The 24,616-nt window shown below is 44.7% G+C and carries 23 protein-coding genes; 12 read left to right on the top strand and 11 right to left on the bottom strand.

Annotation, left to right across the window (positions count from 1 at the left end):
- The first annotated feature begins 301 nt into the window (after positions 1-301).
- From porV to PP178_RS14010, 9 genes are all read left to right on the top strand, one after another.
- The gene (gene porV, locus PP178_RS14050; protein WP_272594992.1) at positions 302-1,447 is read left to right on the top strand and encodes a type IX secretion system outer membrane channel protein PorV; all 1,146 of its coding nucleotides are present in this window, start codon (positions 302-304) and stop codon (positions 1,445-1,447) included.
- Between the two features lie 87 nt (positions 1,448-1,534).
- The gene (cdd, locus tag PP178_RS14045) at positions 1,535-2,020 is read left to right on the top strand and encodes a cytidine deaminase (protein WP_272594991.1); all 486 of its coding nucleotides are present in this window, start codon (positions 1,535-1,537) and stop codon (positions 2,018-2,020) included.
- Positions 2,021-2,212: 192 nt separating this feature from the next.
- Positions 2,213-3,211 (top strand): pyruvate dehydrogenase (acetyl-transferring) E1 component subunit alpha, encoded by a 999-nt coding sequence (pdhA, locus tag PP178_RS14040; protein ID WP_272594990.1) that lies wholly within the window; start codon positions 2,213-2,215, stop codon positions 3,209-3,211.
- Positions 3,212-3,214: 3 nt separating this feature from the next.
- Positions 3,215-4,861, top strand: coding sequence for a pyruvate dehydrogenase complex dihydrolipoamide acetyltransferase (locus PP178_RS14035; protein WP_272594989.1), 1,647 nt, complete (start codon positions 3,215-3,217; stop codon positions 4,859-4,861).
- Positions 4,862-4,884: 23 nt separating this feature from the next.
- Complete coding sequence (locus PP178_RS14030; RefSeq protein WP_272594988.1) at positions 4,885-5,871, top strand: M28 family metallopeptidase; 987 nt, start codon at positions 4,885-4,887, stop codon at positions 5,869-5,871.
- Entirely contained in the window at positions 5,871-6,551 is a 681-nt protein-coding gene (locus PP178_RS14025; protein WP_272594987.1) for an SDR family NAD(P)-dependent oxidoreductase, read from the top strand. Before PP178_RS14030 ends, PP178_RS14025 begins: the two co-directional genes overlap by 1 nt.
- A gap of 89 nt (positions 6,552-6,640) precedes the next feature.
- A complete protein-coding gene (locus PP178_RS14020) occupies positions 6,641-7,243 on the top strand; it encodes a SprT-like domain-containing protein (RefSeq protein WP_272594986.1) in 603 nt (200 codons plus the stop codon).
- Between the two features lie 88 nt (positions 7,244-7,331).
- Entirely contained in the window at positions 7,332-8,420 is a 1,089-nt protein-coding gene (locus PP178_RS14015; RefSeq protein WP_272594985.1) for a mannose-1-phosphate guanylyltransferase, read from the top strand.
- Positions 8,421-8,422: 2 nt separating this feature from the next.
- Positions 8,423-9,892, top strand: coding sequence for a DUF389 domain-containing protein (locus PP178_RS14010; RefSeq protein ID WP_272594984.1), 1,470 nt, complete (start codon positions 8,423-8,425; stop codon positions 9,890-9,892).
- Here PP178_RS14010 and PP178_RS14005 read toward each other — a convergent pair whose 3' ends face one another.
- Together PP178_RS14005 and PP178_RS14000 are read right to left on the bottom strand one after the other, a co-directional pair.
- Positions 9,893-10,660, bottom strand: a complete 768-nt coding sequence (locus PP178_RS14005) for an ABC transporter ATP-binding protein (protein WP_272594983.1) — start codon at positions 10,658-10,660, stop codon at positions 9,893-9,895.
- Positions 10,660-11,397, bottom strand: a complete 738-nt coding sequence (locus PP178_RS14000) for an MlaE family ABC transporter permease (RefSeq protein WP_272594982.1) — start codon at positions 11,395-11,397, stop codon at positions 10,660-10,662. The genes PP178_RS14005 and PP178_RS14000 overlap by 1 nt, the downstream gene beginning before the upstream one ends.
- 110 nt (positions 11,398-11,507) lie before the next feature.
- Between PP178_RS14000 and pafA the strand changes: the two genes are divergently transcribed.
- Positions 11,508-13,172 (top strand): alkaline phosphatase PafA, encoded by a 1,665-nt coding sequence (gene pafA / locus PP178_RS13995; protein ID WP_272594981.1) that lies wholly within the window; start codon positions 11,508-11,510, stop codon positions 13,170-13,172.
- Here pafA and PP178_RS13990 read toward each other — a convergent pair.
- From PP178_RS13990 to gcvP, 4 genes are all read right to left on the bottom strand, one after another.
- Positions 13,164-14,015, bottom strand: a complete 852-nt coding sequence (locus tag PP178_RS13990) for a glycosyltransferase (protein WP_272594980.1) — start codon at positions 14,013-14,015, stop codon at positions 13,164-13,166. The two genes, pafA and PP178_RS13990, sit on opposite strands and share 9 nt — an antisense overlap.
- 37 nt (positions 14,016-14,052) lie before the next feature.
- Positions 14,053-14,586 carry a methyltransferase gene (locus PP178_RS13985; RefSeq protein WP_272594979.1) on the bottom strand — a complete coding sequence of 178 codons (534 nt, stop codon included), beginning with the start codon at positions 14,584-14,586 and terminating at the stop codon, positions 14,053-14,055.
- 1 nt (position 14,587) lies between these two features.
- The gene (locus PP178_RS13980; protein WP_272594978.1) at positions 14,588-15,646 is read right to left on the bottom strand and encodes a 3-oxoacyl-ACP synthase III family protein; all 1,059 of its coding nucleotides are present in this window, start codon (positions 15,644-15,646) and stop codon (positions 14,588-14,590) included.
- Between the two features lie 148 nt (positions 15,647-15,794).
- On the bottom strand, positions 15,795-18,644 hold the full coding sequence (gene gcvP, locus PP178_RS13975; RefSeq protein WP_272594977.1) for an aminomethyl-transferring glycine dehydrogenase: 2,850 nt from the start codon (positions 18,642-18,644) through the stop codon (positions 15,795-15,797).
- 136 nt (positions 18,645-18,780) lie between these two features.
- Between gcvP and PP178_RS13970 the strand changes: the two genes are divergently transcribed.
- Positions 18,781-19,605, top strand: coding sequence for a hypothetical protein (locus PP178_RS13970; RefSeq protein WP_272594976.1), 825 nt, complete (start codon positions 18,781-18,783; stop codon positions 19,603-19,605).
- Here the strand turns inward: PP178_RS13970 and PP178_RS13965 are convergent.
- A complete protein-coding gene (locus PP178_RS13965) occupies positions 19,602-19,829 on the bottom strand; it encodes a hypothetical protein (protein WP_272594975.1) in 228 nt (75 codons plus the stop codon). The two genes, PP178_RS13970 and PP178_RS13965, sit on opposite strands and share 4 nt — an antisense overlap.
- Positions 19,826-20,386, bottom strand: a complete 561-nt coding sequence (locus PP178_RS13960; protein WP_272594974.1) for a sigma-70 family RNA polymerase sigma factor — start codon at positions 20,384-20,386, stop codon at positions 19,826-19,828. Before PP178_RS13960 ends, PP178_RS13965 begins: the two co-directional genes overlap by 4 nt.
- A 76-nt stretch (positions 20,387-20,462) precedes the next feature.
- Here PP178_RS13960 and PP178_RS13955 point away from each other — a divergent pair, with 76 nt between their 5' ends.
- Positions 20,463-20,810, top strand: a complete 348-nt coding sequence (locus tag PP178_RS13955) for a rhodanese-like domain-containing protein (protein WP_272594973.1) — start codon at positions 20,463-20,465, stop codon at positions 20,808-20,810.
- On the opposite strand, the gene PP178_RS13950 is transcribed toward PP178_RS13955, so the two are convergent.
- From PP178_RS13950 to PP178_RS13940, 3 genes are read right to left on the bottom strand one after another with little or no spacing between them, the layout of a single operon-like run.
- Complete coding sequence (locus PP178_RS13950; protein WP_272594972.1) at positions 20,811-22,844, bottom strand: M3 family metallopeptidase; 2,034 nt, start codon at positions 22,842-22,844, stop codon at positions 20,811-20,813.
- Positions 22,845-22,896: 52 nt separating this feature from the next.
- On the bottom strand, positions 22,897-23,388 hold the full coding sequence (gene purE / locus PP178_RS13945) for a 5-(carboxyamino)imidazole ribonucleotide mutase (RefSeq protein ID WP_272594971.1): 492 nt from the start codon (positions 23,386-23,388) through the stop codon (positions 22,897-22,899).
- Positions 23,385-24,590, bottom strand: a complete 1,206-nt coding sequence (locus tag PP178_RS13940; RefSeq protein WP_272594970.1) for a 5-(carboxyamino)imidazole ribonucleotide synthase — start codon at positions 24,588-24,590, stop codon at positions 23,385-23,387. The genes purE and PP178_RS13940 overlap by 4 nt, the downstream gene beginning before the upstream one ends.
- Between the last annotated feature and the right edge of the window lie 26 nt (positions 24,591-24,616).

Below are 24,616 nucleotides of genomic sequence, written 5' to 3'. Positions count from 1 at the left end.
CGGAATACAGAAAGGAAATTTTTGTTCGTCATCCAAAGTCATAACGGGCTAAATGTTATTCTAGTATGGTTGACGAGGTATTTTTTCAGATGATCCATTAAGATGGAAGGAAAAATTAAATGATAGTGAATTATTAGGCTTTCAAGTGCCCCAATGTCCGTAAAACAGGGGATCTGTAAAAATTTAGCTGCAAAGTATAAGATATTGTTAAAAACGGCGTTACCGTGTCATACATCTAATTAATTTGAGTAGAAACTTTATTATTAACAACTTTACTCGCTTATAATACCAAATTCCAAACATGAAAAAATTATGGATGCTTGCCTTACTGGTAGTGATCGGTAAGGTATCGGCACAAGAGGATAGAGTAATTACCACCGCAGTACCATTCCTAACCATCGCAGCCGATGCCAGGTCTGCCGGTATGGGGGATATGGGGGTTGCAACCTCTATGGATGCCTTCGCTCAACAATGGAACCCCGCCAAATTTGCATTTGCTGAAAGGAAAATGGGTATAGGTCTGAGTTATACCCCTTACCTGGAAAGCATAACTACAGATATATCCCTGCTCAGTGGCAGCTATTTTAATAAACTTAATGATCGTAGTGCCTTTGCGGCAAGCCTTCGTTATTTCACTTTAGGAGAAATAGAACTCAGGCAATTTGCGAATGATCCCGGAACTGTGGCAAAACCTAATGAGTTAGCCATTGACGGGTCATATTCATTAAAGCTGAGCAATACATTTTCCATGGCGGTGGCCGGTAGGTTTATCCGTTCTAACCTTAAGTTACCGGATAACGGATCAGTAGATTCCCAGGCAGCTAGCTCATTTGCCGTAGATGTGGCAGGATTTTACAGGTCACCTGAAATCGCTTATGATAATTTTGACGGTAGGTGGAGAGCAGGATTTAATATTTCTAACCTCGGAGGCAAGATTAAATATGACGAAGGTGGGCAGGAGAATTTTCTGCCTACCAATCTTGGATTTGGTGCAGGTTTCGACTTTATCCTGGATCAGGATAATGTGATTGGGATCAATACAGAATTCAATAAGCTCCTCGTTCCTACTCCGCAGGATTTTGACGGAGACGGGGATGTGGATTCAGAGGATAATGCAGAATACCAGGAAATCAGCTTTTTTGACGGGGTCTTCAAATCTTTCGGGGATGCCCCGGATGGTTTCAGTGAAGAGTTGAAAGAATTTACATGGGCTTTAGGTGCCGAGTATGCTTTTCAAGAGAAATTTATGTTCAGAACAGGATATTTTAACGAGAGTGAACAAAAAGGTTCAAGACAGTTCTTTACTTTGGGTGCTGGTTTCAGGTACCAGTCGGCCCAGATAGACCTGTCCTATCTTTTTTCAACCTCGCAAGTGCGAAATCCTTTAGAAAATACGCTTAGGTTTTCCCTGACCTTCAATTTAGGGCAGGAGTTCTTTAACGAATAGTTTCCTTAAACTCATAGCAAAGAAATTATAAAACCTGCCCTTGGCAGGTTTTTTTATTATTATTACGGGCTAATTGTATATTTAACCATGCACAAAAAGAAAGTAACTTTTGATCTCGAAATTTATGACAGCCTGGAGGAATTAGCTGTTTTGGACCAGGAATTAATGCGGACAGCGGTCCTGGCCAGGGAGAACGCTTACGCCCCCTATTCCGGCTTCCAGGTCGGAGCGGCCGTCCTATTGGCCAACGGAGAGATTGTAATCGGTAATAACCAGGAAAATGCTTCTTATCCTTCCGGGCTATGCGCGGAAAGGGTGGCGATTTTCCACGCCGGGGCACGTTTTCCCGGAATTGCGGTAAAGGCTATAGCGATCAGTGTTAACTCTGTTCGCAGAGAAGTCGATACACCTGCAGCCCCTTGCGGCAATTGCCGACAGGCGATAGCGGAGTACGAACAAAGACAGGACGATGGAATAGCAATCCTGATGATGGGAGCTTCCGGGGAGGTTTACAAGAGTTCATCTATCGCGGATCTGCTTCCTCTTGCCTTCGGAAAATCATACCTGGACTAATTGTGAAAATAGGGATTGGGCGAATTTTCCAAGTGGAATTCAAAACAGTTCTTAGAGTGCTTTAAGCTTTTTTAGCAATTCTTTTTCACTATTGATTTAATGTGTATTTTTGTTCTCCTACAAAAATCAGGGCCCCATTGGGGTGTCCGGTCAGTTTCATTTAGAGAAGAATATTAAAAACAATCGGTATTAATGGAAAAAATTACCAAGGAAGTCTACCTGAAATGGTATGAAGACATGTTGTTCTGGAGAAAATTCGAGGACAAGTTAGCAGCGGTGTACATACAACAGAAGGTGAGAGGCTTTCTTCATTTATACAATGGACAGGAAGCTGTATTAGCTGGTGCATTACATGCCATGGACCTGACTAAGGACCGGATGATCACTGCATACAGGAACCACGTTCAGCCGATAGGAATGGGGGTAGACCCCAGGAAGGTGATGGCCGAATTGTATGGTAAAGTGACGGGAACTTCTAAAGGAATGGGAGGGTCTATGCACATCTTCTCAAAGGAACATCGTTTTTATGGAGGGCATGGTATCGTAGGAGGACAGATTCCTCTTGGTGCCGGTCTTGCATTTGCCGATAAGTATTTTAAGAGAGATGCGGTAACCCTTTGTTATATGGGGGATGGAGCCGTAAGACAAGGATCGCTCCACGAAGCATTTAACCTGGCAATGTTATGGCAATTGCCCGTGGTCTTCGTCTGTGAAAACAATGGCTACGCCATGGGAACTTCCGTAGCGCGAACTTCGCATAGCACGGAAATTTGGAAACTTGGATTGGGATATGAAATGCCATGTGGACCGGTTGATGGGATGGATCCAGCGACCGTAGCACAAGAGATGAGTAAGGCAATAGAAAGAGCCCGCTCTGGCGGAGGACCAACTTTCCTGGAGATGAAGACCTATCGCTACAGGGGTCATTCTATGTCTGATGCCCAACACTACCGAACTAAGGATGAGGTTGAAGAATACAAGAAGATCGACCCAATCAGCCAGGTGAAAGAAGTGATTCTCGATAAGAAATACGCTACCGAAGAAGAAATTAAAGCTATTGATAAACGGGTGAAAGACCTGGTGAAGGAGTGCGAAGAATTTGCGGATAATTCGGACTATCCTCCGATCGAACAGCTGTACGATACCGTATACGAACAAAAAGACTATCCATTTTTGCAACACAAATTATAAGTAATGGCAGAGATAATAAACATGCCTAGGTTGAGTGATACCATGGAAGAAGGAACCGTGGCAAAATGGCTCAAACAAGTTGGAGATAAAGTAGAAGAAGGTGATATCCTGGCAGAGATAGAGACCGATAAAGCGACGATGGAGTTTGAATCCTTCCATGAAGGAACGTTGTTGCATATCGGAATCGCTGAAGGAGATGGTGCTCCGGTAGATTCTTTACTCGCTATAATTGGTGAAGAAGGAGAAGATATATCGGCTTTGCTCAATAATAATAAAGGAGAATCCAAAAAGGAAAACAAGGAGGAAGCTAATGAAGAGTCTAAGGCAGATTCTGAAGAAAGCGACTCCTCAAGTGACAGCGGCAGTACAGAGATTCCCGAAGGCGTGGAGATCGTCAAAATGCCGAGACTCAGTGATACCATGGAAGAAGGTACCGTGGCAAGTTGGCTAAAGAAAGTCGGAGACAGTGTCGAAGAAGGAGATATCCTTGCAGAGATCGAAACCGATAAGGCTACCATGGAATTTGAATCATTCTACTCCGGCACCTTATTATATGTAGGGATAGGGGAAGGCGAATCCGCTCCTGTAGATGAAGTCCTGGCTATAATTGGCCCTGAGGGAACCGATGTTGATGCAGTACTGAACAGTAAGCCTTCCGGCGATAAAAAGCAGGAATCAGCAAGCGCTGCTGAAAAACCGGCTGAATCAAAATCTACTGAAGAAGCTGCTAAACAAGAGGTTGCTGCCCCGGAAACGGAGGATGGTCAACGGATATTCGTATCGCCACTGGCGAGAAAGATAGCAGCCGAAAAAGGAATAGATCTTTCCAAGGTGAAGGGAAGTGGGGACCAGGGTCGAATTGTAAAAAGAGATATAGAGAATTACAAGCCTGAGGCTCAACCCGAACAAGCAGCTAAGGCAGCGGCTCCTTCAGCCCCTGCTGTTTCCATGGCCTTACCCGCCGGTGAAGAACAGACAGAAGAAATCAAGAACTCTCAAATGCGTAAGGTGATCGCCAAGCGATTGGGAGAATCCAAGTTCACTGCTCCGCATTATTACCTGACCATAGAGGTGAATATGGATGATGCCAAGGCATCAAGGGCACAGATCAATAACCTTCCGGATACCAAAGTTTCTTTCAATGATATGGTAGTAAAGGCCTGTGCCATGGCGCTGAAAAAGCATCCACAGGTAAACACTACCTGGAAAGGGGATACCACCCTTTACAATAAACATGTACACGTGGGTGTGGCAGTAGCCGTGGAAGATGGTTTAGTGGTGCCTGTACTGAAGTTTACAGACCAGATGACATTGAGCCAAATCGGGGGAGCAGTTAAGGATCTTGCCGGGAAAGCCCGAAACAAGAAATTAACCCCTGCAGAAATGGAGGGTAGTACTTTTACTGTATCTAACCTTGGTATGTTCGGGATTCTCGAGTTCACTTCCATTATCAACCAACCCAACTCTGCAATCCTTTCGGTAGGTGCAATAGTAGAGAAGCCGGTTGTGAGGAATGGGGAGATCGTCGTCGGAAGTACTATGAAAGTAACCCTGGCATGTGATCATCGCACCGTAGACGGCGCCACAGGTGCGCAATTTTTACAAACGCTGCGTGCCTACCTGGAGAACCCGGTGACTATGTTAGCTTAATAAAGTATTTTATGATTTATACCATGAGCAAAGTCTCATCAAAAAAAATCCCCGGAACAGCGGTATTGACCCTGCTGTTCTGGGGATCATTGTTTTTAGCTTCCTGTGGTACCGTACAGAGGAGTTCAGAGACTGGAGAAAGCCCGGTGACGGACAGTACCAGGACAAAGAGTATTATTTCTTTCCTGGCCGGTGATGAACTCCGGGGCAGGGAAGCAGGTACTCCCGGATTAGACCTGGCTGCGGACTATATAATAGAGGAATTCAAAAAAAATGGGGTAGCACCCTATTTTAAGAATTACAGGGATACCCTTACCAATTTTCCAACTCCTACTCATAATGTTGTAGGCACGGTCCCGGGGAATGACCCTGCCTTAAAAAATGAATTTATCCTGATAGGTGCTCATTATGACCATATCGGGGTGCAGAAAGATGTTGCAGGAGATTCTATTGCCAATGGGGCCAATGATAATGCATCGGGTACCGTGGCTGTCTTGGAGCTGGCTCGCTATTTCGGAAAATCACGTACCAATAAACGCAGTTTAATATTCGCACTTTTTAGTGCAGAGGAAAAAGGATTACTGGGCGCTGAACACCTCGCGGAAAAACTTCGATCAGAAAATCTTGACCTGTATGTCATGTTGAATTACGAAATGATCGGTGTTCCAATGAATGGGAAAGACCATTTGCTTTACCTTACCGGTTACAATTTGTCTAACCTAGCTGATGTAGCGAACCGATATGCCGGCGAAAAACTGGTCGGGTTCCTGCCTCAGGCAGAATCCTATAACTTGTTCCGGCGATCAGATAATTTACCTTTTCACGAAGCATTTAATGTGCCTTCGCAGACATTCAGCAGTTTTGATTTCACCAATTTTAATCATTACCACAAGGTCGGGGATGAAGCTTCCGCTATGCATCCCGCTTATATGGCCGAGGTGATTAATAGGATGATTCCCGTGGTGGAAAGTATTGCGAACGCTGAAGATCGAGAAATAAAATACAATTAATGGCGAATGTAATAGTTACCGGCAGTAGCCGGGGAATAGGATTTCAGTTGGCGAAGCAACTTGCTGAAAACGGGCATAATGTCCTTGCGCTTTCCAGGAACGATGACCCTATAAAACAACTGAATAACTCCAGGATCACTGCTTTATCCCTGGATATCTGTAAACCGGATGAGTTAGAGGGATTAAGGGCTTCCTTAAAGGGAGAATGGTCTGTGGTGGATATATTGATTCACAACGCAGGCTACTTGGTCAACAAACCTTTCATGCAGACTAGTATGGATGATTTCAGGCAAGTATATGATGTTAACGTGTTTGGTCTTGCAGCACTTACACAAGTGGTCTTACCTTATATGAATTCCGGTGGACATGTGCTTACCATCAGTTCTATGGGAGGCATACAGGGCAGTAGTAAATTTCCCGGACTGGCGGCTTATAGTAGCAGTAAAGGTGCAGTCATCACATTGACCGAACTGCTGGCCGAAGAATTCAAAGATAACGGACCTTCATTCAATGCCCTGGCCCTGGGCGCAGTGCAGACCGAAATGCTCGAAACGGCCTTCCCGGGATACCAAGCGCCGACCACCGCAGAGGAAATGGCGAATTATATTGCCGATTTTGCACTCAACGGTCAGAAGTTCTATAATGGCAAAGTACTACAAGTGAGTAATTCAACACCTTAATCACCACGGCAGGCCAAATTGGCCAATCCTCAACATAACATAAAATCGGGCTACTTGTGCCATAAGAGATTTATACTATTTTTGATCTGATGAACAATACTTTACAACGCTATCTTCCACCGGCCGCGGTAGTTCCTTGTTTCGAATTGATCAAGAAGTATGAAGTTCATTTAAAGGTGGTCGATCAACGGGTAACCCGTCATGGAGATTACCGGCGTCTGCCCGGGGGTCAGCATCTTATCACCGTAAATGCCAGTTCTAATAAATACAGGTTTTTGATCACCCTGGTACACGAGATTGCTCATTTAGTTGCATTCGAAAAATTCGGGAGGCAGATCAAACCCCATGGAGTGGAATGGAAAAAGACCTTTCAGTTGCTTATGGTGCCCTTTATACGGCCGGAAGTATTCCCTTCCAAACTACTCCCATTACTCGCCACACATTTCAGGAATCCTAAGGCCAGTAGCGGAACAGATGCCAATCTTTCAATTGCACTGATGTCCTATGATGAACCAAACGATAAGAGCTTTATATTTGAATTGCCTATTGGAAGTGTTTTCAGTATATACAATGGCAAAATCTTTAAAAAAGGAAACAGGAGAGTTAAGCGATACGAATGTGTAGAGATGGCTACCGGTAAGGTGTACCTATTTCAACCCAATGCGGAAGTAGAATTACTAAAAGCCGACTGATTGAGGTAAGTATACGAATGACCACCTTGACCGGTCCCGGTTAAACAGCTGTAGCTTGAATATTCCTTTTGATTATAAAACAACAACCATGAATAAGAATTATTACGCCGTTGTAATGGCGGGGGGCGTCGGCTCAAGATTCTGGCCACTCAGTACTGCTGAGAACCCGAAACAATTCCACGATATGCTGGGATCCGGACAGACCCTTATCCAAAAGACGGTGCAACGACTGTCAAAATTTATACCGACAGAAAATATCCTGATTCTTACTAACCAAAGGTATTTGTCCCTGGTAATGGAACAATTACCAATGCTGAACGAGGACCAGGTGGTCTTAGAGCCAGCCATGAGGAACACAGCACCCTGTATCTTATACGCAGCCTTAAAGATTCAGAAGAAAAACCCGGATGCCACCATGATCGTAGCTCCCAGTGATCACTGGATCGAAGATGAGGCGGCATTTGAAGAGGATGTTAAGCAGTGTTTTAGCCGCTGCCAGGAAGAAAATGCTCTATGTACATTGGGTATTAAGCCTACCTTTCCAAATACCGGATTTGGCTACATCGAATTTGATAAGCAAGAAGACCAGGAAGGTACTAGTCTTAAAAATGTGGTTCAATTCCGGGAAAAGCCTGATTACCAAACAGCTAAATCTTTTTTAGAACAAGAGAATTTCCTGTGGAATGCCGGTATATTTATGTGGGGGGTAGAGACTATCATCAGTGCATTTAAAAATCATCAGCCAGAAACCTATGCCTTGTTTAATAAAGGGCAGGAACTTTATAATACCGATAAGGAGGCCGGTTTTATAGAGGAGCATTATCCTAAGGCAGATAATATTTCTATTGACTACGCCATCCTGGAGAAAGCGGACACGATCTATGTTTTACCTGCCGCTTTTGACTGGAACGACCTTGGCACCTGGGGCTCACTTTATGATAAAATGCAGAACAGTGCGGGGGATAATGCTATTGTAAATGGCACTTTGCTCTCAGAGGATGCTACTGGAAATATGATCAGAACTGAAGAGGGAAAGCTGGTGGTATTGGACGGGATAAACGATTACATCATTGTGGATAAAAAAGAGGTACTCCTGATCTATCCAAAACAAAAAGAACAACATATCAAGGAAGTAGTTACTAAGGTAAAGAACACTTTCGGCGATCAATATATATAGCCATGAGCCAGAAATTAGACCAGGATCAAATCACCCCTACCAGCAAAGATGAAGGGAGTGCAGAGGAAGTTAAAAAGGATTTTAAAGGTCTCCTTGGAAGTATTAAACACTTCTTAGAAGAGTTGCTAGACATCCGCCAGAACACAGACCGGGAGGCTACGATGGAAGCAATCATTGCGGATATACCCTTTAAAGGGCATACCTCCTGGATATTAGTCTGTTCTATTTTTATTGCATCCGTTGGCTTAAACGCCAATTCTACTGCAGTGGTGATCGGGGCCATGTTAATCTCACCACTGATGGGCCCTATCCTGGGTATCGGGATGTCTATAGCAATCAATGATATTGATACGTTACGCCGGTCCCTGAAGAATTTTGCCGTCATGGTATTTTTAAGTGTACTGACAGCCTATTTGTTCTTTGTTCTTTTTCCCCTGAGGGATGAGAGTTCAGAGCTCCTTGCCAGGACAGCTCCGGATATAAGGGATGTACTCATCGCTTTTTTTGGCGGTCTTGCACTCGTTATTGCCAGGGCTAAAAAAGGGACGATTGCCAGTGTAATCTTTGGGGTGGCTATTGCTACCGCACTTATGCCGCCGCTATGTACAGTAGGGTTTGGGTTGGCAATTGGCAACATATCTTATGCCGGGGGCGCCATGTATCTGTTTATCATCAATACTATTTTTATTGCCCTGGCAACATTCCTGGTTCTGAAATTGTTACAGTTTCCCATGGTGCGTTATGCGAATTCCAAAAGAAGGAGATTTATAGCCCGGGTGGCTTCGGTCGTAGCGGTGCTTGTCATGATACCCGCCGGGTATACCTTTTACAAGGTTTTTGAGGAATCCAGGTATATGATCCAGGCCAAGCAACTGATAGGAGAGACAATAGCTGTGTACCAATTCAAAGGCCCCGGCCGTTACATGGATAACCTTACCGAGATTAATTACAGTGATGATGGTGAATCTACCATAGAGTTAGTAACTATGGGGAACGAAGTGATCCCGGATAACGTGATCGATACCTGGAGAGTACAAAAGAACCAATATTCCAGGCTGAAGAATACCGACTTGAAGATAGTCCAGGGCGGGCGAGATGATTCTGAAGAAAAGTTTAATTACGTAAATGAGCTGTACGAGTCTAAAAAAGCAGAATTACTGAATAAAGATGAACGTATCAGGATTTTAGAAGAAGAAGTAGCCAGTTTAAGCAAAATGACTACAGGTCAGATTCCCTTTAACCAGATCAGTGCGGAAGCCAGGGCCAATTATGATGACCTCGCGGGTCTTGGATTTGCCTATACCATCATGACTAATTTTGAAAAGTTGGACACCATTCCTGTTTTCGAAGTTAGATGGAAAGATACCGCAGCCAGCGAAAAGGTGGAAGCTGAGAGTAAAAAACTGAACGAATGGCTGAAGCTACGGTTAAATGATAACAGGATTCAGGTAAAACAACTGCCGAGAGACTAATTAGTTTCTTTCCTCTATATACATTTGCCTTACTTTCTTAAAGAGTTCCGAGGAGTAGACAAAATTAGTCACCGCTTTATTATCTGTTTTAAAGATCTCCTTATTGGATCCCTCCCATTCCTTTTTACCGTTTTTGAGGAATACGATCTTTTCCCCGATCTCCATTACGGAGTTCATATCGTGGGTGTTGATCACTGTCGTGATCTGGTACTCCTGGGTGATCTCCTGTATCAAATTGTCAATTAATATAGCTGTTTTGGGATCTAGACCGGAATTGGGTTCATCACAGAAAAGGTACTTGGGGTTCATGACTATGGCGCGGGCAATGGCTACCCGTTTTTGCATCCCGCCGGAAATCTCAGCGGGGTAACGGTCGTGGGCATCCACCAGGTTAACCCTGTTTAAAACAAAATCTACCCGCTCTTTCATTTCGGCATAAGACTGCTTGGTAAACATCTCTAAGGGAAACATCACGTTACCTTCTACCGTCAGGGAATCAAATAAGGCGCTACCCTGGAAAACCATTCCCATTTCCTGCCGAAGGTCTCTACGTTCATCTCCCGAAAGTTTAGAGTAGATCTTTCCCTCGTAGGATATGGTTCCTTCTTCCGGGTTTAACAGACCCAGCAGGCACTTGATGAAAACCGTTTTCCCCGAGCCACTCTGACCGATAATCAGGTTGGTCTTTCCTTTTTCGAAGCTGGTAGTGATGCCCTTGAGTACGTGGGTTTTCCCGAAAGATTTATGTAAATTATTTACTTCTATCATTAGCCTAAAAGGAGTTGAGTGAGTATAAAATTACTGATGATGATTACCACACTGGTCCACACAAAAGCGGTGGTACTGGCCTTCCCTACATCCAATGCTCCTCCGGTCATATAAAAGCCATGAAAGGATGGGATTGTTGCAATGATAAAGGCAAAAACCGCAGTTTTAATAAAGGAATAAGTAATATGGTAAGGGATAAAATCCATTTGAAGACCTTCTATGAAATCTCCGCTAGAACTGTATCCCCCTGCAATATTGGCGAGATATCCTCCAAAGACGCCTACATACATGGCAATGGCTACTGCAAATGGATAAAAGAGCATAGCGATGATCTTTGGGAATACCAGGTAGTTCAATGCATTTACCCCCATAACTTCCAGGGCGTCGATCTGTTCGGTAACACGCATTGTTCCTATACTCGACGTAATATATGAACCCACCTTTCCGGCCATGATAATGGAAGTAAAAGTTGGGGCAAATTCGAGAATTACAGATTGCCTGGTAGCAAAACCGATAAGATTTTTTGGTATCAGCGGGTTGGTGAGATTTAGGGCAGTCTGTATGGCTACAACCCCACCGATGAATATGGCGATGAAAATGATAATCCCAAGGGAGTTAAATATCAGCTCGTCGATCTCCTTGAGGATAAGAGACCTCATGATGCGCCATTTTGTTGGCTTCTTGAATACTTCTCGTATCATAATGGCATAACTGCCAATCGCTGATAAATAATTCATGCAGTTGGTATAATCGTGTGAGCGTAAAAATAATAATATTCAACTTCAAATAACCTTCTATTATCGATTAAGGGTTTAATTAATTATTTTTGGGCCTTTAATAACGATTTATGGATTTCAGGAAGCGGCAGCATATTGCGTTGGTTTTGATCACAATATTTAGTTTGAGCCTTATCAGGGCACAGAAAAAAGATGGAAACGATCCCCAACCCTTTAAATCTCCCAAACTTGTAGTAGGTATCGTGGTGGATCAAATGCGTTATGATTATCTCACACGATTCTGGTCCCATTATGGGGATGGCGGGTTTAAACGTATGGTTCAGGACGGATTCCTGTGTAAAGACCACCATTTTAATTATGCGCCTACCAGTACCGGACCGGGGCACGCTTCGGTGTATACCGGTGCAACACCTTCCATTCATGGGATTATAGGGAATAATTGGTATGATAAGGATAGTGATCAAAGCGTTTACTGCGTTGATGATCCTGCTTACAATTCTGTTGGAACCCAGGGAAATGCTGGGAAGGCTTCGCCTCACCGTTTATTAGTAAGTACCGTGACCGATCAGTTGAGGTTACATACGCAGATGCGTGCTAAAGTGGTAGCGGTGGCCCTTAAAGACCGGGGGGCAGTATTACCTGGTGGGCATACTGCAAATGCGGCTTACTGGTTTGTAGGTGGAGAGGAAGGAAAATGGATTAGCAGCACCTATTACATGAACTCGCTTCCGGCTTGGGTTCAGCGCTACAATGAATCTAAGGCAATTGATGCGTATAAGAAACCTTGGAATACCCTTAAAAAAATTACTTCTTACCAGGAGAGCACTGATGATGATAATGCCTACGAAGGTCTTTTCAATGGTAAGGAAAAGCCTGTTTTTCCATATAACCTGCCTGCTCTTTGGGAGGCCAATGGGGGCTATGACATCTTAAGATCAACTCCATATGGAAATAACATGACCACAGATTTCGCCATTGAGGCACTCAAGGGAGAGAATCTCGGTCAAGATGATATTACGGATTTTCTGGCCATTAGTTATTCCAGTACGGACTATGCCGGGCATAAATTCGGTGTAGATTCTAAAGAGGTACAGGATACCTACCTGCGGTTAGACCTTGAATTGGAGAAATTACTGGAGAAACTGGACAAGGAAGTAGGGAAGGGGGAATATACAGTGTTCCTGACAGCAGATCACGGGGCAGTTCCGGTTCCTGCCTATCTTTCTAGCAAGAAGGTGCCTGCAGGTTATGATGACGCCATTATGGGGAATCAGCAATTCCAGGATTTCCTGGAATACAAATACGGTGGCGCCCAATTGATACAGAATATCTCTAATGACCAGATCTTTCTGGATCATGAAATCGTCAGGAGTCTTGACCTTGATCTCAGGGAAGTGCAGGAAGAGCTCGCCAGGGAATTATTAGGTTACGAGGGGATCAGCCAGGTGTATACCGCCTACCAGATGCAAAACAATAATTTTACCAAGGGTATCCCTTATATACTACAGAACGGTTATAGCCAGAAACGATCCGGGGATGTGCTTTTTGTGCCTCGCTCAGGCTATATCAATTATTCTAAAACCGGGTCTACTCATGGCTCTGCGGAGATCTATGATACACATGTACCCTTGCTATTTTACGGAGCGGGTATTGCCAAAGGCGCTACCACTGAAAGGACAGAAATACCGGATATTGCACCCACCATTTCTGCTATTTTAGGCATAGCATATCCAAGTGGGACCACAGGAAGCCCTATCCCGGAGGTTTTAGAATAGTTTCGCACGAATATTTCTCCACCTCAGGGCCCGTGTGAAGGCGCCTTCATCCGGGCTGACCAGGAATGGAGCCTTGACATCATATGCCTTGAAAAAACCCTGCATATTGAGTAAAAATAGCAGTGGGTCCTTAAGTTTCCAGGCCATTTTCAGCGAGGCTATGACAGTTATTAAAAAGCCATAACGCATCTGGTACATCGCCATGCCCTGCAGTAACCTGGCTTTCTTATTATAGGCCCTCCCCAGTGGGCGAAGGTGTTTTACATGTAGTTCATCTATAGTGACGATACGAAAGCCATGGTATTGGGCTAATAATTCATCAATCGTATCCCATCCCATAGCATTCTTAAGACCTCCTATGGCTTTAAAACAGTTCTTACTGTAAGCCTTGATCGCTCCGCGAACGTGGTTGCGACTCATCGGATGATTCAGCTTCCATTCTCCCTCTTTGTCTTCCTCGTAGATAAATCCTCCTGCAACACCCACTTCCTTATCATTTTTAAAGACGTGGGATATCTCTTCAAAATAATTAACCGGAAGGATCACGTCTGCATCTAGTTTTACGATAAAATCATATTCCTCATCCAGCAATTTGAGTCCGGCATTAAATGCATTGATAACTTTGCTGCCGGGTAAATGGAGATTGCTGGATTGGGTATTAACCTTCTCTATACCCGGATTTCGCGTAATGAAGTGGTCGATGATCTTTTCAGTATCGTCGGTAGAATTGTCGTTGACCACCACAATTTTCTTAGGCTTCAATTTCTGGGAACAGAGTGAATTAAGAGTTCCTCGCAAATGAGCTTCTTCGTTATGGGCTGGAATGACAACATAATATTGCATAAATAAAAATAGGTATTCTGGAGAAATATTGGAATGGTTAAAGTGAATGCTCTTGCCGGGTGGCGAAGACCATATAATACCTTGGCGTAAATAGGCGGAGTAGGGGACGTATGCCAAATCGTTTCACCGGGTGGCACCATTTGGTTCGGGCCTCGATCTTCCATCCGGATTTTTCCAACAGCCAGTCAAATTGCCAATCTTCAAATTCGTGGTAGTGGCGGTCCCAGGGATCCGTTTTACTTTTATAAGCCGGGGCAAACCATAGCCGAAGGGGTACACTGGCCACCAGTTTATCAGACTTAATGTGGCGAAGCACGTTAAATGGGGCTATTAAATGTTCAAAGATCTCGAAAGCGGTAACGACATCAGCGTTGGTGTTGGTGACCGCAGAGAAATCGATGTCCAGGTCTTCTCCAGAGGTGTTAGCCACCTGGTACCCCCGGTCCTTGAGAATATCTGATAATGGGTTTTTCACCCCCAGGTCCAGGATATGTTCCTCCTTAGGGATGTGATGTTCAAGAAATTGGATGGTCTTCTGATAGCGTTTATGCGGAAAGGACTTGTCGTACATTTCAGATTTGGTATACGATGGCATTGATATTCATACCTGCGCCAACGCTGGCAAATATAACAACATCTCCTTGCTGTACACTATGATTTGCTAATTGTCCCTTGCGCACCATATCAAATAAAGTTGGAACAGTGGCGACAGAACTGTTGCCCATCTCATGGATGTTCATGGGCATAATCCCTTCGGGCATATCTTTCCCGTAAAGTTTGTAAAATCGCTTGACGATTGCTTCATCCATCTTTTCATTAGCCTGGTGGATGAATATTTTTTTTACTTGTTCTATAGATACTCCGCTGTTCTCCAGGCAATCAAACAATGCTTTTGGCACGTGGGAAACTGCGAATTCGTAAATCTTTCTCCCGTACATCTTAATGTATTGCCGGGTATCCTTGGCACTCTTGTTATAAGAATCCCCGTAAAAAAGATAATAGGCCTCGTCTTGAGAGTAGGTGGCAGACTCATGAGATAGAATATTGCCGTTCTCTTCTGTTGCCTCTATGATACAGGCACCTGCACCATCAGAATAAATCATGGAATCACGATCATTCTGGTCTATCACCCTGGAAAGAGTTTCGCCCCCGATCACCAGGCACTTTTTCGCCATTCCGCTTTTGATATAGGCATGAGCCTGGATCACACCCTCGATCCAGCCGGGACAGCCAAAGAGCATATCATAGGCAACACAGCGTGGATTGCGGATTTTTAGCAGATGTTTTACCCGGGTAGCCAGGCTGGGAACCGTATCAGCTTGTGATTTTCCATGGGGAACATTGCCGAAATTATGGGCAAATATGATGTAATCCAGGGATTCCCTGTCTATCCCCGCATCAGCGATAGCCTGCTCAGCGGCAAAATAACCGAGATCTGAAGTGTTGTACTCATTCTTGGCATACCGTCTTTCTCCTATCCCGGTGATCGCCTGGAATTTTTCTATGATCACCTCGTTGGGATATGAAAAGGGGGAACCATCCGCGTTTAAGAAAACATTTTTGTCAAAGGCCTGGTTCGGTGTAACTACCGAAGGTATATAACTTCCTGTTCCTGTAATACCAATTTTCATGTCAGCAATTTGTTGAGAATCTGAATCAAGCTATTAAAATTAAAAAAAATGGCAAGGCATTCTTCAGATACAATACGATGCCCAACTAAGCGGAAAGATAAAAAAAGACCCGTTCATGGAACGGGTCTCTGTAAATATTTAAAGGAATCTATGCTTCTGCATAGGCTTCTATCGGTGCACAGGTGCATATCAGATTACGATCTCCATACGCCTCATCCACTCTCCGAACTGTTGGCCAGAATTTATTATCCAGTACATAAGGTAAGGGATATGCAGCATCTTCCCTTGTATAAGGGAATTCCCATTCATTACGTGTTAGCATATCCAGGGTGTGAGGTGCATTTTTCAAGATAGGATTCGGAGCCTCTTCAGTTCCTGCATCGATTTCTGCGCGTATGGCCAGCATGGCGTCGCAAAAACGGTCCAATTCGTTCAGGCTCTCACTTTCTGTCGGTTCTATCATCAGGGTTCCTGCCACTGGGAATGATACTGTTGGGGCATGGAATCCGTAATCCATAAGACGCTTAGCAATATCACTGACTTCAATTCCTTTTTGTTTAAACGGTCTGCAGTCGATGATCATCTCATGGGCCGCACGTCCGCGTTCCCCTGTATAAAGCACATCAAATTTATTGGTAAGACGTCCCTTGATATAGTTGGCATTGAGGATAGCCATCTTGGTAGCGTTCGTTAGTCCGTTCACCCCAAGCATCTTAATATAACCATAAGAGATCAGGCAGACGAGTGAACTCCCCCAAGGGGCAGCTGAGATTGCCTCTATAGCCTGTTCACCACCAGTGCTTATTACAGGGTTTCCAGGTAGGAAAGGGACCAGTTGTTCGGCCACACAGATAGGACCTACACCGGGTCCGCCACCCCCATGAGGTATGGCAAAAGTCTTGTGAAGGTTCAGGTGGCAGACATCCGCCCCGATAGTAGCCGGGTTGGTGAGACCAACTTGTGCATTCATGTTGGCTCCGTCCATATATACCTGTCCACCGTGATCGTGGATCATCTTGGTGATTTTGCGAATAGAGGATTCAAATACACCATGTGTTGATGGATAGGTCACCATCAGGGCTGCCAGGTTTTCCGAGTGTTTCTCAACTTTCTGCTCCAGGTCTTCCAGGTCAATATTCCCGTGGTCATCGGTCTTGGTTACCACAACTTTCATTCCGGCCATTACTGCCGATGCAGGGTTGGTGCCGTGTGCCGACGCTGGGATAAGGCAAACGTCACGGTGCGATTCGCCCCTGGACTCGTGGTATGCCCGGATGGCCATCAGGCCGGCATATTCTCCCTGGGCACCGGAATTAGGCTGAAGCGAAGTACCTGCAAAACCGGTGATGACGGATAGATCATCGGCCAGTTTTTTAAGAATGTACTGGTAACCTTCGGCCTGCTCTACAGGTGCAAATGGGTGAATATTGGCCCAACGGGGCATGCTTAAGGGTAACATTTCTGAAGCTGCGTTCAGCTTCATGGTACAAGAACCTAATGAGATCATTGAATGGTTCAGGGCAAGGTCTTTTCGCTCCAGTTTCTTCATATAACGCATCAACTCCGTCTCAGAGTGGTAGGTGTTAAAGATATCGTTCTGGAGGAAGGAAGATTTTCTTTGAAGTGTTTCCGGTAATGATAGACCTTCAGACAATTCTTCTACCGTTACACTATCTTTCCCCAGGGCTTCACTAAAGATCTCGACGATCTGTTGAACATCTGCCGGGGAGGTAGCTTCGTTAAGAGCAATAGATAAAGTTTGATCGTCTATGTAAAGGAAGTTGACACCGGCTTTTTCTGCTACCGGCTTCAGTAGGGAAGTATCGGCCTTGATCAGCAGGGTGTCAAAATATTGATCGTTCAATTGTTCAATCCCCATAGTTTTTAATGCCTCGGAAAGCGTATGGGCAGAACGGTGAATTTTTCCGGCGATATACTGCAGGCCTTTGGGACCGTGATATACGGCGTACATTCCCGCCATCACGGCAAGTAATACCTGTGCGGTACATATGTTAGAAGTTGCCTTATCCCTTTTAATGTGCTGTTCCCTTGTCTGCAAAGCCATCCTTAAAGCAGGCTTGCCGTCCATGTCTTTGGTGCGGCCAATGATCCTTCCCGGGATACTGCGTTTAAAAGCGTCCCTTGTGGCGAAGTAAGCAGCATGTGGACCGCCATAACCAAGGGGGATTCCAAAACGCTGGGTAGTTCCAACAACCACATCGGCGCCAAACTCACCGGGAGGGGTTAACATAACAAGACTCATAAGGTCTGCGGCTACCGCTACCTTGATATCCTTTTCATTGGCTTTTGCGATAAATGAACTCAGGTCATTGATCTGTCCGTATTTCCCGGGATACTGTAGCAGTGTTCCAAAATAATCGTCCCCGAATTGGAAATCCTTGTAGTTACCTACGACCAGTTCTATATTCAAGGGCTTAGAACGTGTTTTAAGTACCGCCAGCGTTTGTGGAAGTATATCTTCGCATACAAAGAACTTTAAAACTTCCTGCTTTTTCTGATCCCTGCTCCTTAAGTCAAATAACATCGTCATGGCCTCAGCTGCAGCTGTACTTTCATCGAGTAGCGATGCGTTTGCCAATTCCATACCCGTCAGATCGCTGACCACGGTTTGAAAGTTTAATAATGCCTCGAGACGCCCCTGTGCAACTTCGGCCTGATAGGGAGTGTATGCTGTATACCAGCCCGGGTTTTCCAGAATATTTCTTTTGATGACAGACGGAAGCAGGCTTTCATGGTATCCAAGACCGATATAGCTTTTGAATACCTTATTCCTTTCTCCCAGTTCCTGTATGTGATTCAGGAACTCGTGTTCACTCATAGCGGTATCCAGGTCTAGCGGTGCTTTTAACCTGATATCATCCGGAATGGTTTCATACATTAATTGCTCCAGGTTCTCTACGCCAATGTATTGGAACATATGGTGTAAGTCATTTTCCCTGATACCAATATGGCGTGATGCGAACATGTCTGTCTTCATAACTGCTATTGCTTTTTTACGAAATGTTGTGCAAAATTAGGCATTAAATCTCGTAATCATAATATAGCTAACCCCTACATTTTGAAAGTTTTTAACCAAAATAACAGCTTATTAACACTTTGCCTACTTTTGTTTAATGGGGCTGCTTAGAAAAAGTTTTGATTTTTACCTGGATGCCAGTGTACATGTGGCCCTGTCCGTGGTTGCACTGATGGATATTACGGCATTTTTCTTCGATCTCAGGGCCGATAAACATCTGTATTATTTCATGTTCTTCGCAACTATAGCCTGCTATAACTTTATTAAGTACGGAATAGAAGCAAAGAAGTATCTCTTTGTGTCTAATAGCTATCACAGGTATATACAGGGTTTTAGTTTTATAGCGGTGATCTTTGGTGCGTACCACGCATACTTTCTCAGTTTTGAGGTATGGATCACATTACTTTTTTTATCGGTACTTATCGGGCTTTATGCGCTACCTGTTCTTCCCCGTGCCCGCAACCTCAGGAACCTCGGGATCCTGAAGGTGCTGATGGTCGCCTTTGTCTGGGCAGGGGCTACGGTCATCCTACCCGTGGTTTCATCCGGTGGTTTGTTGCTCTGGGATATACAAGTAGAAGCGTTTCAGCGAATGATTGTCATTTTGGTTTTGATGATTCCCTTCGAGATCAGGGATATGTTTATAGATCGTCCGGCACTTAAGACTTTGCCGCAGCGATTAGGGGTAAAGGGAAGCCGTAAGCTGGGAATTCTTTTATCTGTGCTTTTTGTCATTTCCACCTTGTTCAAGGACTATTTTACCGATGCAGAACTGTATTCAAAAATTATCTTCGGAGGTCTGCTCGTCCTAATGATGCTTAAAACACGGGAAAAACAAGCACTATACTTCGCATCGTTCTGGGTAGAGTTTACCCCGGTGGCCTGGTGGCTGGTAGTATTGGGATTTAAGTTGATAGGCTAATGAGAGAACAGATTCTTTCTCATCTTATCTTTCTCTTCGTCGGTAAGGTATTGCAATCGGGCCTGGCGGAATAGCCTGGTCAACTGGGTGTTCTTTTTAACAAAACCCGGGCACAAAACACAACCAATTAGGTGAAACCGAAGCATTAATTTTTCTTTAAAACTAGCCTCTTTGTACTCTTTTTTGTTGCTGATGATCGCAGCTTCCTGGCATGTTATTTTCATGATCTGAACCAATTTTCATTAAGGCAGCCCATCAGGGCGGCACGTGCCCTGTGGATCATGACCCAAAGGTTAGACGGGTTGATTCCCAATTCATTACAGATGACTTCAGTTTCTAATCCTTCTACGGTTTTCATCGTAAAGACTTTAGACTGTTTCTTGGGGAGTTTTGAGATGCAGTCTTGTATGGCAAGGCCTAGCTCTTCATTTTCTATAGCATCGTTCTCCTCCAGGCTGTAGGGGTCTGCTACCTGTTCTTCCAGCCAGTCACCTTCGTTTTCGTTAGAGGATTTATATTGTATCCGGACCTCGGCTTTACCCTTGATCGAATTAATCTTGCGGTAATGATCTATGACCTTTCTTTTTAGAATGGCGATCAGCCAGGTGCGTTCTGTTGCATTGCCTTTAAAATTGGCAGCTGATCTGAGACCTGCAAAGAAAGTCTCCTGCACCAGGTCTTTGGCAACTTCATGGTCGCTGACCCGAGCCAGGGCGTAGTTATAAAGGTAGTCCGCATATAGGTCTACCCAGCTATCCGGTTCTAATACCGTTGCGCTCATAAACTTTAAACTTATACTCAAATGTAAATGAAAATTCAGCAATATTGCTACATTTGAAGCTCAGCTTTAGCTTTCTATGAGGAAAATAAAATACGTATTCATACTGTTTATCTGCATGGCATGCCAGGAAAAGAATTCAATGTCCATAACGGAATACGTTAGGGATGCAGACCCTGGCGATCAGTTGATAGATGTTCGCACCCCCAAAGAATACCAAGCCGGACATTTACCCGGTGCGGTGAATATGGATATCCTGCAAGAAGGAGTGATATCCCGGTTCCAGACCCTGGATAAAGATAAGACCGTATATGTCTATTGCCAGAAAGGGGGTAGGAGTGCCAATGCTTTTAAGGTTCTCGATTCCCTGGGTTATAAAACAGTAGATCTTTTAGGGGGCTACGGGGCCTTATCCGCTAAGCGCTGATTACTTAGAGCCGGTTTTCTGCAGTAGTCCCGCACGTTCCAGTAGATGGTCAATATTGGGCTCACTGCCCCTGAAATTCTTATAGAGCTCCATTGGGTGCAGGGTGCCGCCTTTTGAAAGGATTTCTTCCCTGAATTTCCTGCCGGTCGCAGCGCTGAAAATTCCTTCTTTCTTAAATAGAGCAAAGGCGTCTGCGTCTAATACTTCTGCCCATTTGTAGCTGTAGTACCCGGAAGCATAACCTCCCTGGAAAATATGGGAAAAAGAAGTACTCATGCAGGTCTCCGGTGTTTCAGGGTAAAGTTGAGTACCCTCAAAAGCCCTTAGCTCAAATTCTTTTACATCGGTGATAGAATCGGGGTCTTCACTGTGCCATGCCATATCCAGTTTTGCAAAACTCAGTTGCCTCAAGGTGGCCATCCCTTCCTGGAAAGCGGCAGATTCCTTTATTTTATTGACGATCTCCCTGGGGATGACCTCCCCGCTTTCATAATGCATGGCAAATAGTTCAAGGGCTTCGGGCTCGTAACACCAATTTTCCATGACCTGGCTGGGCAGTTCAACAAAATCCCAATAAACCGATGTGCCGGATAGACTGGGGTAAGTTGTGTCGGCCAGCATACCGTGAAGGCCATGACCAAATTCGTGGAATAAGGTGGTTACTTCGTTAAAAGTGAGCAGTGAAGGGTTCTTCCTGGTAGAACGAGTAAAGTTACAGACGTTAGAAATGTGGGGCCTGATATTTTCACCATTCCTGGTGTACTGTGGTTTGTACGAGGTCATCCATGCGCCGCCGCGCTTTCCTTCCCTTGGATGGAAATCAGCATAGAAAACTGAGATAAAGCGATCGTCCTGGTCATAAACCTTGAAGGTCTTTACCTCTTCGTGATATTTGTCAATATCTGTGACCTCCTGGAAGCGCAGTCCAAAAAGTTTTTCTGCTACCATAAAAACCCCGGAGATTACCTGCTCTAATTTAAAGTAGGGTTTTAGTTTTTCATCATCAAGGTCAAAGAGCTTCTGCCTTAGTTTTTCAGAATAATAAGCACCGTCCCACTTCTGCAACTCTTTTATACCATCTTTCTGCATGGCAAATTGGGCCAATTCCTCAAATTCCTTTTCAGCTGCCGGTTTCGCTTTTTCTGACAATTCATCCAGAAATTCCATCACCTTTTCAGGGGTTTCTGCCATCCTTTCTTCCAGTACAAAATGTGCGTGGTTGTCGTAACCCAATAAAGTTGCTCTTTCCTGTCTCAGCTTAACGATGCTGAGGATGATTTCCCTGTTATCCAGTGTGTCGCCATGAAAACATTTGCTGCCAAACGCTATAGCGAGTTCTTTGCGGAGTTCCCGGTTGTGGGCATATTTCATGAACGGGATATAGCTGGGGTAATCCAGGGTGATCAGCCAGCCTTCCTTTTCCCTGGATTCGGCAAGTTGTTTGGCGGCGTCTTTTTCGTCATCCGGCAACCCATCCAGGTCTCTCTCGTCGGTAAGGTGTAACTCGTACTTCTTGGTTTCGGCCAGTACATGTTCTCCAAAGGTCAGTTTTAGCTTGGCGAGTTCTGCATCTATTGCTCTTAACCTGGTCTTTTCCGCTTCAGGAAGGTTAGCGCCATTACGGCTGAAACTTTTATATTTCCTGTCAAGCAGGGTGCGCTGTTCCTCTGTAAGCTCGAGAGAATCCATTTGTTCGTAGACCTTTTTAACCCTTTCAAAAAGTGGCTGGTTCAGAGTGATATCGTTGCCAAACTCGGTGAGCATAGGAGATATTTCCTGGGCGAGTTTCTGAATTTCCTCGTTGGTCTCAGCAGAATTGAGGTTAAAGAAGACACTGGAAACTCGGTCCAGTTGCTGACCGGCAAACTCAAGGGCCTCTATGGTGTTTTCAAAGGTGGGTTCTTCCTCATTCCCGGTGATACTATCTATCTCTGCACGGGCCTCGTCAAGGGCTTTCTCTATAGCCGGCAAAAAGTGCTCATTTTTAATTTTTGAAAAAGGAGCGGTATCAAATGGGGATAAGAGTGGATTCATTCTGTTTTGTTTTGGGGATTTTAAAATGTTTGGACTTTCAGGGTGAAGGTGCTTATTTTTTCTCGTTCACCTGCCTGGCACCTTCAATTACTTTTTCCTTGAGACCTTGTTTGTACTGGCTGATCTTTTCAAGTACAGCGTCATCACTACTGCCCAGGATTTGAGCAGCTAGGATGCCTGCATTTTTTGCACCATTAAGGGCAACCGTAGCTACGGGGACGCCCCCGGGCATCTGGAGAATGGAGAGTACCGAGTCCCAGCCATCGATAGAATTACTGCTTTTAACCGGAACACCAATCACTGGCAGCGGGGTCAGCGAAGCAAGCATGCCCGGAAGATGCGCTGCGCCACCGGCACCCGCAATGACCACAGCATAATCTCTTAGGTGCGCATTCTGGCCAAAATCGAACATCTTTTCCGGGGTGCGGTGTGCAGACACGATGTCTACATCTACTTCTATACCAAATTCCCGTAATATATCAACGGCATCCTGCATCACAGGCAGGTCACTGGTACTACCCATGACTACGGCGACTTTTTTCATTCTTGGTTCTGTTTACTGATTACTCTGATTTTCTGTTTTACTTCTTCTGCGATCTTTCTCGCCGTGTTGAGGTCGTGGTTGACTACAGTTACATGACCCATTTTACGGAAAGGCCGGGTTTCTTTCTTTCCATAAATATGAGGCGTTACTCCTTTCATCGCAAGAATCTCATCGATCTTTTCATAAACCACGGGTCCTTGATGCCCTTCCTCGCCCACTAAATTTACCATGACCCCGGCAAGCTTACTTTCTGTATTGCCTAACGGAAGCCCTAATACAGCCCTGAGGTGTTGTTCAAACTGGTTGGTAAAGCTCCCCTCTATAGTGAAATGACCACTGTTGTGTGGTCTTGGGGCTACTTCATTGACCAGGATCTCATCTTCTTCGGTCTGGAATAACTCTACCGCTAACAAGCCTACCTGGCCTATGGCCTGGGAGACTCGGAGTGCAACCTCCCGAGCCTTGTTTTCTACTTCTGCTGCAATGCGTGCCGGGCATATTACGTATTCTACCTGGTTGGCTTCAGGGTGAAATTCCATTTCAACCACGGGGTAGGAGGTGATTTCACCTGTAGCTGAACGGGCGACGATTACCGCTAATTCGTTTTTAAAAGGTATTAACTCCTCTGTAATACACTCCACATTGGGCAGTCCTTTAAGATCTGCTTCCGTTCGCACAATTTTGACGCCTTGCCCATCATAACCGAACCTGGCACTTTTCCAGACAAAAGGGAACTTCTGACCGCCATTCTGAATGCTGTCCAGGATTTCACTCGTATAAGCATAGCGAGAATAGGGGGCTGTAGGGATACCGTGATCGGTATAAAATAATTTCTGGGTTGCCTTGTTCTGGATGATTCCGAGCGCCTTTGTCGGTGGATATACTTTAATGCCTTCTTCTTCCAGTACTGCCAAAGCATCCAGGTTAACATTTTCTATCTCGATAGTAAGCAGGTCTGCTTCCCGGCCAAATTTCAGAACTGTCTGGTAATCCATCAGGTCTCCTACCTCGAAATAATCACTTCCTACTTTACAGGGAGCTTCTTTTGAAGGATCCAGGACTCGAGTCTGTACATCAAACTTCCGTGTTTCCTGTAGCAGCATTTTACCGAGTTGCCCTCCTCCAAGTATGCCCAGTTTAAAATCTGACGAAAAAAAGTTAGTACTTGTTTCTGTCGTTTTATTTGGTGAACCGTTCATCATGCTCACAAAAATACAGCTAAATCTCA

The organism is Zeaxanthinibacter sp. PT1 (genome assembly GCF_028464225.1).
Lineage (GTDB): Bacteria > Bacteroidota > Bacteroidia > Flavobacteriales > Flavobacteriaceae > Zeaxanthinibacter.
The sequence above is the reverse complement of the archived record's forward strand: the minus strand, read 5'-3'. Positions and strand labels throughout refer to the sequence as shown.